The 13,034-nt window shown below is 36.4% G+C and carries 14 protein-coding genes and 1 pseudogene; 8 read left to right on the plus strand and 7 right to left on the minus strand.

Annotation, left to right across the window (positions count from 1 at the left end; genetic code table 11):
• The first annotated feature begins 31 nt into the window (after nucleotides 1-31).
• Nucleotides 32-199, plus strand: a complete 168-nt coding sequence (rpmG, locus tag ACTF6W_RS05245; protein WP_438993494.1) for a 50S ribosomal protein L33 — start codon at nucleotides 32-34, stop codon at nucleotides 197-199.
• A gap of 62 nt (nucleotides 200-261) precedes the next feature.
• On the opposite strand, the gene ACTF6W_RS05250 is transcribed toward rpmG, so the two are convergent.
• Together ACTF6W_RS05250 and ACTF6W_RS05255 are read right to left on the minus strand one after the other, a co-directional pair.
• Complete coding sequence (locus tag ACTF6W_RS05250) at nucleotides 262-1,647, minus strand: PleD family two-component system response regulator (RefSeq protein ID WP_438993495.1); 1,386 nt, start codon at nucleotides 1,645-1,647, stop codon at nucleotides 262-264.
• A 9-nt stretch (nucleotides 1,648-1,656) separates the two neighbouring features.
• Nucleotides 1,657-2,010, minus strand: a complete 354-nt coding sequence (locus ACTF6W_RS05255; RefSeq protein WP_438993507.1) for a response regulator — start codon at nucleotides 2,008-2,010, stop codon at nucleotides 1,657-1,659.
• A gap of 189 nt (nucleotides 2,011-2,199) precedes the next feature.
• On the opposite strand from ACTF6W_RS05255, the gene ACTF6W_RS05260 reads away from it, so the two are divergent.
• The 7 genes from ACTF6W_RS05260 to ACTF6W_RS05290 all read left to right on the plus strand — a co-directional run bounded on the left by ACTF6W_RS05260 (nucleotide 2,200) and on the right by ACTF6W_RS05290 (nucleotide 7,874).
• Nucleotides 2,200-2,487 carry a DUF3572 family protein gene (locus tag ACTF6W_RS05260; RefSeq protein ID WP_438993496.1) on the plus strand — a complete coding sequence of 96 codons (288 nt, stop codon included), beginning with the start codon at nucleotides 2,200-2,202 and terminating at the stop codon, nucleotides 2,485-2,487.
• On the plus strand, nucleotides 2,484-3,764 hold the full coding sequence (locus ACTF6W_RS05265) for a DNA polymerase IV (RefSeq protein ID WP_438993497.1): 1,281 nt from the start codon (nucleotides 2,484-2,486) through the stop codon (nucleotides 3,762-3,764). Before ACTF6W_RS05260 ends, ACTF6W_RS05265 begins: the two co-directional genes overlap by 4 nt.
• A gap of 221 nt (nucleotides 3,765-3,985) precedes the next feature.
• Nucleotides 3,986-5,248: a chondroitinase-B domain-containing protein gene (locus ACTF6W_RS05270; RefSeq protein ID WP_438993498.1), complete on the plus strand. Its 1,263-nt coding sequence runs from the start codon at nucleotides 3,986-3,988 to the stop codon at nucleotides 5,246-5,248.
• A gap of 170 nt (nucleotides 5,249-5,418) precedes the next feature.
• On the plus strand, nucleotides 5,419-5,607 hold the full coding sequence (locus ACTF6W_RS05275) for a hypothetical protein (protein ID WP_438993499.1): 189 nt from the start codon (nucleotides 5,419-5,421) through the stop codon (nucleotides 5,605-5,607).
• 6 nt (nucleotides 5,608-5,613) lie between these two features.
• Nucleotides 5,614-6,129, plus strand: coding sequence for a GGDEF domain-containing protein (locus tag ACTF6W_RS05280; RefSeq protein ID WP_438993508.1), 516 nt, complete (start codon nucleotides 5,614-5,616; stop codon nucleotides 6,127-6,129).
• Nucleotides 6,130-6,203: 74 nt separating this feature from the next.
• Nucleotides 6,204-6,671 (plus strand): RidA family protein, encoded by a 468-nt coding sequence (locus ACTF6W_RS05285; protein ID WP_438993500.1) that lies wholly within the window; start codon nucleotides 6,204-6,206, stop codon nucleotides 6,669-6,671.
• A 66-nt stretch (nucleotides 6,672-6,737) separates the two neighbouring features.
• Entirely contained in the window at nucleotides 6,738-7,874 is a 1,137-nt protein-coding gene (locus ACTF6W_RS05290) for a GNAT family N-acetyltransferase (RefSeq protein ID WP_438993501.1), read from the plus strand.
• Between the two features lie 10 nt (nucleotides 7,875-7,884).
• On the opposite strand, the gene ACTF6W_RS05295 is transcribed toward ACTF6W_RS05290, so the two are convergent.
• The 5 genes and pseudogenes from ACTF6W_RS05295 to ACTF6W_RS05315 form a co-directional block, all read right to left on the minus strand.
• Nucleotides 7,885-8,256: a DUF6491 family protein gene (locus ACTF6W_RS05295; RefSeq protein ID WP_438993502.1), complete on the minus strand. Its 372-nt coding sequence runs from the start codon at nucleotides 8,254-8,256 to the stop codon at nucleotides 7,885-7,887.
• 287 nt (nucleotides 8,257-8,543) lie between these two features.
• Complete coding sequence (clpA, locus tag ACTF6W_RS05300; protein ID WP_438993503.1) at nucleotides 8,544-10,862, minus strand: ATP-dependent Clp protease ATP-binding subunit ClpA; 2,319 nt, start codon at nucleotides 10,860-10,862, stop codon at nucleotides 8,544-8,546.
• Between the two features lie 14 nt (nucleotides 10,863-10,876).
• A complete protein-coding gene (clpS, locus tag ACTF6W_RS05305) occupies nucleotides 10,877-11,203 on the minus strand; it encodes an ATP-dependent Clp protease adapter ClpS (RefSeq protein WP_438993504.1) in 327 nt (108 codons plus the stop codon).
• A 155-nt stretch (nucleotides 11,204-11,358) separates the two neighbouring features.
• Nucleotides 11,359-12,744, minus strand: a complete 1,386-nt coding sequence (pgmG, locus tag ACTF6W_RS05310) for a phosphoglucomutase/phosphomannomutase PgmG (protein ID WP_438993505.1) — start codon at nucleotides 12,742-12,744, stop codon at nucleotides 11,359-11,361.
• Between the two features lie 16 nt (nucleotides 12,745-12,760).
• Nucleotides 12,761-13,034, minus strand: a pseudogene (locus ACTF6W_RS05315) (DnaJ domain-containing protein); the annotation flags it as partial.

Genomic DNA, 13,034 nt, shown 5'->3' on the forward strand with positions numbered 1-13,034 from the left:
TTATGAATTTTTTAAGAAAGGGAGGCTAGCAATGGCCAAACCATCAAGTGTAAAAATTAAGCTAGTAAGTACAGCTGATACAGGGTTTTATTATGTAACTAAGAAAAACCCGCGCAACATTACTGAAAAAATGGTAATGCGTAAATATGATCCAGTTGTCCGTAAGCATGTTGATTTTAAAGAAACTAAAATCAAATAGTTTATACCTATAACATTGAATTTAAGAATGGTCGCTTATTTAAGCGGCCTTTTTTATGTCCGCTAAGGACTAATGTTCACTGATGCGCAAACTCGGTTTTTGCCTGTATCTTTGGCTCTATAAAGCCCTTCATCAGCATCTTTAAGAAGTTTTTCTTTTGAATTACATTCATCACTAATAATTGAAACACCGATGCTAACCGTTATATTAATTGGCGTGGGTGATCCAGATATTTCAAAAGGTTTATCGGAAATTTGTTTTCTTACGCGTTCTGCAATAAACATAGCAAATTCAGAATCTGTTTCTGGCATAACAACAACAAATTCCTCGCCTCCGTATCTCGCGACCAAATCAATACTGCGCATATTATCAGAAATTCTTTTTGCAAACTCTTCTAGTACTTCATCACCAGATGCATGGCCATAAGTGTCATTTACGATTTTAAAGTTATCAATATCAAGCATCAACAGTGATGTTTTTGGACGCTTCTCTGCTTCTTTTGTAAAAATATTATCAAGATGCGTATCTAAAAAATGTCGATTATAAAGGTTTGTAACAGAATCGGTAACGGCAAGTTCCATATTCTTTTGCATTTTGCCGCGTAAATGATCGGCAAATCTTTTATGACGCACCTGTGATTTAACGCGGGCAACCAATTCATTTCCGTCAATTGGGCGTGTGACATAATCTGTTACACCAATTTCCATAGCCTGAATTAACCTTTCATGATCGCCTTCATCGATTAAAACAAGTATGGGAGAATGGCGCGTATTTTCAGAAAACCTTATGGATGAACAAATCCTTAACCCATCTACGTCTCTTAGGCTTAAACTAATTATAAATAAGTCATATTGTGCTAAATTTTCAGTATTCAATTGACCATTTTCAACATTATCCAAATCAATTTGGTCAACCGTATCCTCAAGGTACCCCGTAATTCTTTTTGCTACCCTTTCATAATCTTCAATCAAAAGAGTTTTTACATTCTCAAGTTTCAAATTGGTACTTACACCAAGATCATTTTCTGGATTAAAAGCCTGACCAGTGGACGTACGAATTCTCAATTCATCCATCAAAACTTTTAACCGAACGAGAGACTTAACTCGCGCAAAAAGAGGCATGTCTTGAATCGGCTTCGTGAGAAAATCATCAGCGCCAGCCTCAAGACCCATCACTCGGTCTTTAGGCTGATCTAAAGCTGTTACCATAATAATAGGAATATGGGCGACATTAGGATTTGCTTTTACTTTACGGCAAACCTCAAATCCATCCATTCCTGGCATCATTACATCTAATAGAATTATATCTGGAAGTTCTTTTTCAATAATCTCCAGAGCTTCGAAACCATTCATAGCCGTTAGTACATCAAAGTACTCGCTACGAAGTTTCGCCTCGAGCAACTTCACGTTGTGAAGTACATCATCGACCACTAAGACTCTGGCTGTCATTCTAAGGGGTTATCCTACGAATTTTCTGATAGTTTCTATAAAGTGACTAACAGATATCGGCTTAGCTATATAAGCTTCACAGCCTCCTTCACGAATTTTTTCTTCGTCACCTTTCATCGCAAAAGCCGTCACGGCAATTACTGGAATGGATTTAAGTTCATCATCTTCTTTAATCCATTTTGTTACTTCAAGACCAGATACTTCAGGCAGCTGAATATCCATAAGAATTAAATCTGGCTTCTCATTTCTTGCAAGTTCCAAGGCTTTCATACCTTCCTGCGTTTGAACAGTCTCATATCCGTGAGCATCCAGCAAATCACAAAAGAGCTTCATATTTAAGTCATTATCTTCGACAACTAATATTTTTTTTCGGCATTTATGGTCTCTGTATTACTTTATTTTTTGAATTTTTTATTCAATTTCAATACACTTAGTCATAATAATACCCGCAGTTTATGAAGAAGCAGTTAATTTTTCAATTTGAATAGACTTTATATTATATATTTGAGTTATATTATAGCGAGCGTCTCATATAATAAAGAAGAAACATCAATGGATTATGACAGAGCAGAAATAATTGCCATAAACGCACTTTCATTTATAGCATCAGATGAGAAACATTTATCGGGCTACTTAAAATTGACGGGTATGGGTCTAGAATCTGTTAAGTCAGACTTGGAAAATAAAAACAAAATCGGCACTATTCTTGGCAGCATTCTTGACTACATGCTGCAAAATGAAAAATGTCTCATCGAATGTGCTGATGCATATGAAATAAAGCCAGAAGACGTTGTAAAAGCAAGGAATTGCTTTCCAAATGCTATGCCCTTTCTATCATGAATTCAGATGGTTTTGAAATTCCTTCATTTTGTAGAGATTGTTCGCTAGACTTTCTGGGCAATGGAAACATTGAGAAATGCCAGAATTGTGGTAGCCCCAGAATAGTATCTCACCTAGAAATAAATGTTTTGAACATCGCCCACATTGATTGCGATGCTTTTTATGCCAGCATCGAAAAACGCGACAACCCTGAATTAAATTCTAAGCCGTTAATTATAGGTGGCGGAAAAAGAGGTGTTGTTTCAACGTGTTGCTATATAGCAAGAACATTCGGCGTTCGGTCCGCGATGCCAATGTTTAAAGCAAACAAGCTTTGCCCACATGCTATTGTTTTGCCGCCCAACATGAAGAAATATTCGGCCGTTAGTAAAGAAATACGCCTGATATTTGATGAGTTAACGCCTTCCGTCGAACCTATTTCTATTGATGAAGCTTTCATCGATTTAAGTGGCACCCAAAAATTGCATGGAATGTACCCAGCACTTACACTTAATAAAGTCGCGCAAAAAATTGAAAATGAAATAGGGATCACTGTTTCAATTGGTCTTAGCTATAATAAATTTCTTGCAAAATTAGCATCCGATTTAAATAAGCCGAATGGCTTTTCTATTATTGGGCAACAAGAAGCAAAGACATTCTTATCAAAACAACCCATCAGCAAGATTTGGGGCGTAGGCAAAGTACTCAATACGAAAATGAAAAGGGCTGGCATCACCCAAATCAGCCAGCTCCAGAAAATGGAATTAAAAAAATTAATTAAAGACTACGGGTCCATGGGCGAAAGACTATATTTTTTCTCTAGGGGTGATGATAGTAGGACGATTAAACGAGAACATAAAGTTAAAAGTATTTCTAACGAAACGACGTTAGAAAAAGATGATGGTAATTATGAATATTTAAAAAAATTACTATGGTCATTATGTGAAAAAGTATCCCGAAGACTTAAAGACCAACATTTAAGCGCCAAAACCATAGGACTTAAATTAAAAACATCAAATTTTCGAACAGTAACCAGATCCGTTTCCATAGATTCCCCAACTCAAATGGCTGAAATTCTTTATCAGCATGGTAGAAGGCTTTTAAAAAAGGAATGTAACGGGCTTGAGTATAGGTTAATCGGAATAAGCACATCAAATTTCTTTGATGAAAAATTCTCTGATATACCTGACATGTTAGACCCTACAAAAGAGACAAAGGTTAAAACAGAAAAAGCAATTGATAAAATTCGTGAAAAATTTGGTAATGATATTATAAATAAAGGAAGAAAATTCACCTGACTCCTAAGTCTGAATGTGTAATAATCTAATAAAAATCGAGTGGAACCATGAAAATTAGATTTGAAAGAATAGTGAAGTTTTTAATTACTTTTGGAATAGTTTTTTCAATACCCTCTTTTGTAATGGGGTTTGTTGCAGCAAAATTCTACTACTAAAATGATATTAGTTTAAAATCTATCATAAACTACGAAACGAGCGATGGGTCGGTATATGAAATAATTTTGAATGCCGATATTACCAGTCAGATATTAGAAAAACCTTTAAAATTTATCGGCCCTTCTCCTAAGCTTGATTTACCTACTGGAAACGTAATCCGTGCTTCCAATAAGGTCGAAATACAAAGGTCAATCGATTCTGCCAGAGCGGGTGATGTAATTGTATTAGCCCCAGGAGAATATAGGTTTACTGACTATTCACTCGATTTTTTGAATAGTGGCACCCCCAACAATCCCATCACATTAAAAGCAATGCAGTTAGGGGACGTCATTATTAAATCAGAAATGTATGAAGGCTTTCTCATTAATGGGGCAAACTGGACATTTGAGAATTTAATAATGGAAGGTATATGCGGTGAGGATGAAAATTGTGATCATGCCTTTCATGTTGTCGATAACGCAGACAACTTCAAACTTAAAAATAACATTATTAAAAACTTTAACTCTCATATAAAATTGAATTCAGGGGACGGTGAAAACCCAGATAACGGACTTATTGAAAATAATTTAATCTATAATGAACGAACAAGAGACACCTCTAATTCTGTCACACTCATAGATGCGGTCAATGCTAATAATTGGGTTGTAAAAGGAAATATAATTACTGATTTCTCTAAAGGCAGCGGCAACCAGATTAGCTATGGCGCATTTTTTAAAGGCAATGGTGAAAATAATATATTTGATGGTAATTTAATTATGTGTGAATGGCTTCACCGTGGTGGCGTTCGACTTGGTTTATCCTTTGGTGGTGGTGGCACAGATGATGAATATTGTAACAATTATGATTGTAGTACTGAGCATTCCAATGGGATTATAAAGAATAATATCGTAATGAATTGTACAACAGACGTGGGAATATATCTAAATCGCAGCGCCAATACGCTCATTCATAATAATTTAATTTATAACACGACCGGCATTGATGTTCGCTTTCCAACTTCAAGTGCGACTATTTATAATAATATTATTGACGGACGCATTAAAGACCGCGATGGCGGTTCTCATAAAGAAACCAATAACATTACAGAAAGATCTTCTGACAGAATAGACACCGTTGCTCACAAAATTTATAAGGCTCCAAATATCGGCGATTTTTCCATTTCCAACCCTGATCCGATAAAAGGAAAAGGTAAAAAATTAAACAAAATCACCGCTGATATTTGTGGCTTTTTACAATCTGGTGATACGAATTATATAGGTCCCTTCGCGGCAAATACAGACAATAACTGCAATGAACAATTTAAATTTATTTCACAGTTCTTAAATTAAAAAACAATTTAACCATTGATTAACCATAATGGTGGTGATTTTACCTATCGAAAAGGCAATATTTACCTGAAAAGCACTCTTTAGCCTTTATTACTGGGTCTATTAGTGCTTTTAAATTGGCATGTCTCTTGCAAATAGCAAATGTAGTTTATTTACAGGAGAAACGTATCATGAGTGTCATACACTATAATCAGGACTTTCAAGTTGCCGAAACAAATTTCAAAATCAGTGAGAAAGCAACGGAGCTAGTGAAAAAATTTCATCAATCCACTGATGGACTAACTTTAAAAAATTGGAAGGCCTTATCAGAAATTCTTGATTATGCCGCAGCTGCTGAACAAACTATAGCGGAACAGTAAGTCTATATTTCAAATTTAGAATCTTTAGCTTCTACTGATATCTTAACAGGTTTACTCAATAAACAAGGGTTTGAGCATGAATTAACCCATGCGATAGAAAGAGCGAAAAGATATGGTGAAGACAGTCTATTTGCATATATCGATTTAGATGACTTCAAAGTATTAAATGATACATATGGACATCATGCAGGTGACTTAATGCTTTTAGAGATTGGAACAGTACTGCATAAGTCAATCCGAAAAACAGATGCGGCTGCAAGACTTCACGGAGATGAATTTGGACTTTTGTTAACAAAATGCGATATCGAGAAAGCAAAAGAACGTGCGGGATATTTACGCCACCTTCTTCGCAGTGTTTCAGTGAAAAACGAAGGTAAAGATCTCTACACATCGGCCAGTATGGGTTCTGCCGTTATAGATGAAAATAGTAAAATTGAGAATATCCTTAAAATTGCTGATCAGGCCATGTATAAAAATAAACGTGAACGCAAAAAAACGCTTAATAAATATCATATGAGTTAGTTTAAAGCGCTTTTCTTTAGTGAAAAAAAATCGTACTCTTTTAAAATTCATTACCATTTTTAAACGGAGATATTATGAGCAATTCACCTAAAGAAAACCTAGAAAATTTAGGTATTAGTTTACCAGAGCCAGTAGCACCTGTTGCCAATTATGTACCCTACACACAATCGGGTAGTCTATATTCAATTTCGGGACAAATTCCTTTAAAAGATGGAGCATTACCATACACTGGCAAAGTTGGTGTTGATATTTCATTAGAAAAAGGACAAGAAGCAGCAAGGTTATGCGCGATAAATATAATTGCGCAAATCAATAGCCTTTGTGGTGGTGATCTAACTAAAGTTAATCGTATCGTAAAACTAGGTGTTTTTATTAATTGCGATAACGGTTTCGGTGACCAACCTGAAGTTGCCAATGGTGCCTCAGATTTAATGGTTGAAGTTTTTGGTGATAAAGGAAAACATTCCCGCTCTGCTGTTGGAACAAACGCACTTCCGCGTAACGTATCTGTTGAGATTGATGCTTTAGTAGATATTTCATAATTAAAATCAATTTCGAAATACCGTTTATTGGAGGTAATTTTTTCTCCAATGCTGTAAGATTTAACCATGGAAATATTTGTAACGGATAATATTAGTACAATTTCCCCTGTCGATTGGGATCGCTGTGCTAAGGCCAGTGATAATGAACTTAATCCGTTTTGTTCCCACGGTTTTCTTTCTGCACTTGAAGAAAGTGGTTGCGTTAATGCAAACACAGGTTGGCATCCACAACATATTATTCTTCAAGATGACAAAGGGATTATAAAAGGTTTAGTACCCTTATATTTAAAAAGTCATTCGCAAGGTGAATATGTCTTTGATCATGGTTGGGCAAATGCATATGAACAAGCAGGCGGACATTATTATCCTAAACTACAATCTTCTATTCCGTTTAGCCCTGTTACGGGTCCTCGCCTTTTTTGTGAGGAAGAAAAGTTAAAACCGCTCTTACTAGAAGCCGCGATCAATCATGCAAAATCGTTAGGCGTATCATCATTACATTTTACATTTATAAAGGACAATGAAATTGACGTCATGAATTCACAGCAATTATTGCATCGGCAAGATCAGCAATTTCATTGGTTTAACAAAAGTTATGGATCATTTAATGATTTTCTGGACACTCTTTCTTCAAGAAAACGAAAGAATATTATTAAAGAAAGACAAGCGGCTGTCGTTAATGATATCAAGATTGAAATATTAACCAGTTCAGAAATCACCGAATTGCATTGGGACCACTATTTTGAATTTTATCTAAACACATCCAACAAGAAATGGGGCCGACCATATTTAAATAGAGAATTCTTTTCTTTGATGCAGGAAAAAATAGCTGAACATGTAATATTAATTATGGCAAAAAGAGAAAATAAATATATTGCTGGCGCCTTAAATTTAAAAGGCAATGATATCCTTTATGGTAGATACTGGGGAGCCACTGAATATCATAAATGTTTACATTTTGAACTTTGTTATTATCAAGCAATAGACTATGCAATCAAAAACAAAATGAAAATTGTGGAGGCTGGTGCACAAGGTGATCATAAAATCTCAAGAGGTTATGTTCCAGTTGCTACCAACAGTTCCCATTGGATTGAAAATCCATCATTTAAAATGGCCTTAAAAAAATTTCTCGCCCAAGAGCGTAAAGCCGTTGAACGAGAAATTGATTACTTAAGTACTTTTACACCTTTTAAAAAAGGATGATTCTAACTTATTATGATTTTTCTTCTAATACTTCAAAATCGCTTAAATTACATATAGCACTCTGTCTAGTTGTTATGACATCGGTATCGCAAACTCTATTATTCTGTACACCAAAGCTAAACTGACGGAACATCGCAAGCCCAGTACATTTTTTATCCAAGGTATTTAACATCGCCTTATTACCCTTTAATTCGAATAAAATCTTAGTATCGTCTACTACAACCATTTTTTTTATCATGTTACGTCTAATACAATTCACAAATTCGCCAGTTTGATTGTATTTTGCCAATTTTTTATCCACAGCTTTTTGAGCGCGAGTTTGCGCAGAAGCGGCAGAAATCATTGTTAAACATCCTAAGGTTAAGAGTAATATTTTCTTCATCTTGCTTGTCCTTTGTTCTAAGTCCTTCATTTACTATTAATATTTGATATCATAATAAATTTTAAATTACAACTAAAATAAGAATTTTACAATTTATGATTTATTAAAATTATTTATAATACTCTTAAAGGTGTATATTCTATAATATATATAATTCTTCTTAGCACAAAAAGTCGGCCAATCCCATGTTTTTAAAAAAAATATAGAAAGGTAACGTATTCTAACATCACAATCATTAAGTTTATTCTAAAAACAGAATACATTTAGAATCGCAAAATAAAAATCAGCTATTTAGCCGTTTCCTTACTTTTTTTACTCTTTGGCTTTGACTTAGGTTTAGGTAATAATTTACCTGGCTCTATATCAATAGTCAGACTTTTATTCTTAAAACCAATTTTAACCTCTCCACCCTCAACTAAACGGCCAAATAACAACTCATCAGCAAGTGGTTTTTTAATTTCTTCTTGAATAACTCGTTTAAGCGGCCGGGCACCAAAGTGTTTATCATACCCTTTTTCAGCAATGAATGCTTTAGCAGCAGGCGTCATCTTAATATGAACGCCTCTATCTTCTAATTGCATTTCTAGCTCAAGAATAAATTTCTCTACAACTTTTTCAATCACTTCAGGTGGCAACTCGGAAAACGGCACAGTAGCATCGAGACGATTTCTAAATTCAGGCGAGAACAATTTTTTAATTGCCTCTTCGTCTGCTCCAGAATGATCTGAATTACCAAACCCGATTACCTCTTTACTTAGTTCCGCCGCTCCAGCGTTCGTGGTCATAATTAAAATAACATTTCTGAAATCAATTTTTTTTCCGTTACTATCTGTAAGGGTTCCATGATCCATGACCTGTAAAAGAATATTATAAACATCTTGATGCGCTTTTTCGATTTCATCAAGTAGCAACACGCAATGAGGGGTTTGATCAACAGCATCTGTTAAAAGTCCACCTTGATCGTAACCAACATAGCCGGGAGGAGCACCAATCAATCTTGATACTGTATGCCGTTCCATATATTCGGACATATCGAAGCGCTCTAATTCAACACCTAATAGGCTGGCTAGCTGCTTTGCAACTTCCGTCTTCCCTACGCCAGTTGGGCCGCTAAATAAATAACAGCCAATAGGTTTATCATCTTCACGAAGACCTGCCCTAGATAGTTTAATAGCATCAGCAAGAATCTCAATTGCTTTATCTTGGCCAAATACAACCCGCTTAAGATCTTTTGGTAATGTCGCCAAAACTGTTTTATCATCTTTTGAAACCGATTTAGTTGGGATACGTGCCATTTTAGAGACAACATTTTCCACATCAGCGACAGTAATATTCTTCTTGCGTTTCGCTTCCGTTAATAACATTTGCGAGGCACCAACTTCATCAATCACATCAATCGCTTTATCAGGGAGCTTTCTTTCATTAATGTGACGCACTGAGAGATCGACCACCGCCTCAATAACTTCATCACTATATTTTACGCCGTGATGCTCTTCGAAATATTTCTTTATTCCCTTTAATATTTCAATTGCTTCAAACGGCGTTGGTTCCACTACATCAATTTTCTGGAAACGCCGCAGCAACGCACGATCTTTTTCAATATAAGAACGATATTCTTTATATGTCGTTGAACCAATGCAGCGCAAGGCGCCTTTTGCAAGCGCAGGCTTAAGTAAGTTTGATGCATCCATTGCACCGCCACCCGTTGCACCAGCACCAATGATTGTATGAATTTCATCGATAAATAAAATGGAACCTTCCATTTCTTCAATTTCTTTGATCACTGCTTTAATGCGTTCTTCGAAATCTCCTCTAAAACGGGTACCTGCCAGTATCGTTCCCATCTCGAGATTAAAAATCGTCGCATCATGCAAAACTTCCGGAACCTCTTTTTTAACAATCCTCAAAGCTAGACCTTCGGCAATTGCCGTTTTACCAACTCCAGGGTCCCCTACATAAAGAGGGTTATTTTTTGATCGACGACATAAAATTTGAATAGTCCTGTCAACTTCACCAACACGACCGATAAGAGGATCAATTTTTCCTTCTCGCGCCTTTTCATTTAAATTGACACAGTATTTCTCTAAAGCAGATTTACCGTTACCATCTTCACCTTCCAGCTCGTCCTCAGTTTCACCATCAATCGAATCATGTTCATCATGTTCTCCAGATTTAGCAAGACCATGCGAAATATAATTTACCACATCAAGGCGGGAAACTTCATGTTGTTGAAGATAAAAGACAGCGTGACTTTCACGTTCAGAAAAGAGCGCTACCAATACATTACTGCCATTCACTTCTTCACGTCCACTGCTTTGCACATGAAGTATGGACCGCTGAATTACGCGCTGGAAACCAGCCGTAGGCGTCGCATCAATTGTGCTATCCTCTGCGATGTTGCCTTGCTCTTGATCCAGATATGCTTTTAGTTCCGCACGAAGCTGCGGAATATTGACGTCGCACGCCCTTAAAACGGCAACAGCATCCTGATCATCTAACAATCCAAGCAATAAATGTTCAAGTGTAGCAAATTCATGACTACGCTTATTTGCCTCAGCGACACTACGATGTAGAGTATGTTCCAAGTTCGGTGAAAATGTTGGCACTTGGCTCTCCTTAATTAATCTTTTTCAAGCGTACATTGAAGTGGATGTTCGTGTTTTCTTGCATATTCTACGACTTGATGAACTTTCGTTTCTGCTACTTCAAATGTGAAAACACCACAAACACCAATGCCTTGCTGATGAACTTGTAACATCACTCGCATGGCCTCACTTTCTGGCATTCTGAAGAATTGCTGCAAAACATGAACGACAAAATCCATCGGCGTATAATCATCATTTAACATAAGAACTTTATACATAGATGGTTTTTTCGTTTTAGGCTTAGACTTGGTTATGACTGATCCTTCAGTGCCTAAACCATTGTCATCATTCTTATCTGTCATTCCGATCCACTTAAAATTTCACTTATTATCTATATAAAGATAAAACCATATTTTCATTTTTAAAGGGGTAGCTGGTTATTTTATTATCTTAATTTACTGATTATTCTATCACAATTTGATCATGCTTTAAATATTGTAATGATTTTAGCGGCTTATCACAATTCTGGTAAAGCAATATTACTCAATTTTAATTGCTGTCCTAGATTTTCATAAACACGTATTAGTGCATCTCTGTCTTTGCCTTCGCAACGCGCAACTATTACATTTTGCGTATTTGATGCTCTAATTAACCACCACCCATCATCTGACATGACTCTCGCACCATCTAGATCATTAAACTCAGCACCTTCTTCTCTAAGTCGATTTACCACTTCATCAACGACTTTAAAGGGCAGCCCCTCCTCACATTCAATTCTAATTTCTGGCGTATTCACAACGGTAGGAAGTGTTTTTCTCAAAGCTTCCAAACCACCTTCAAATTTAGCAACAATATTAATAAGTCTAAGCGCCACATATACTGCATCGTCAAAACCGTAATATTTGTGCTTAAAGAAAATATGACCGCTCATTTCTCCGGCTAATGGGGCATCTAGCTCTACCATTTTGCTTTTAATTAATGAATGGCCTGTTTTCCACATTACAGGATCTCCGCCACATTTTTTAATATGGTCGAACAAAACCTGACTGCACTTAATATCCGCGATAATCTTTGATCCCGGCAATTCTTCTAATATTTCTTCTGATAATATTGCTAAGAGCTGATCTCCCCAAATAATTTCTCCGGATTGATCAATTGCGCCAATCCGATCTCCATCACCATCAAATGCGACACCCATATCTAAATTATTCTGATCAATCACTTTTTGTAAATCGACCAAGTTTTCAGGCACCGTTGGATCAGGATGATGCGCCGGAAATGTACCATCAATTTCTTCATATAGAAGTATATGGTTGCCCGGCAACCTTTCAGTAACTGCCTTAATAACATCGCCTGCCGCACCATGGCCGGCATCCCATCCAATCGAAAGATTAGCTTTTTTTAATGCGTCCATATCCACATCTTTAAGCATTCTATCTATATAACGATCAAATATATTTAAATGTTCAGAAGTTCCTTCCCCTTCTTCGAAATTATCCTTTGTACTTATCCGGCCGAGTTCTTGTATTTGCTCTCCAAAACATCCGGCCTTACCAACCATCATTTTAAAGCCATTATAGTTTGATGGATTGTGTGAACCCGTAATCATGATACCACCATCGGTATCAAGCTCATAAACTGAATAATAAAGCATAGGAGAAGGCCCCAAGCCGATACGCACCACATCAATGCCTGTAGATAATAAACCTGCTAGAATTGCTTCTTCCATTTTAGGCGAACTGAGGCGTCCATCAAATCCTAAGCAAATTTTTTGCCCACCATTTCTTTTTATGAGAGTGCCAAATGATTTACCTAGATATAAAGCATCCGTTTCAGTTAAAGTTTCCCCGACAATCCCTCGCACATCATATTCTCTAAGAATTGTGCTGTTAAATTTGTGCATTGTTATTTTCCAATTTTTATTTTAACAAAACATCTTTTGCTTGATTTAATTTTGCAGCAAAATATCCCGAGCCGCCTTGATCAGGATGGATTTTTTTCATTAATCTATGGTGAGCGTCCTTAATTTCTTGCTCAGAAGGATCCCCTAATAATTCTAAAATTTTCAAAGCTTCTTCTTTAGTCATCTTGCCATCTTGTGAAACTTCCATTTGCGGACCACCAGCTTTTGCTCGAAGATAAGACCAAAGCGCCCCTTGCCAGGAAAGAACAGACGCAACGGCAAGGACACCC

Origin of the sequence: Pseudemcibacter sp. (assembly GCF_965661635.1) — a bacterium.
In the GTDB taxonomy this organism is placed as follows: Bacteria; Pseudomonadota; Alphaproteobacteria; order Sphingomonadales; family Emcibacteraceae; genus Pseudemcibacter.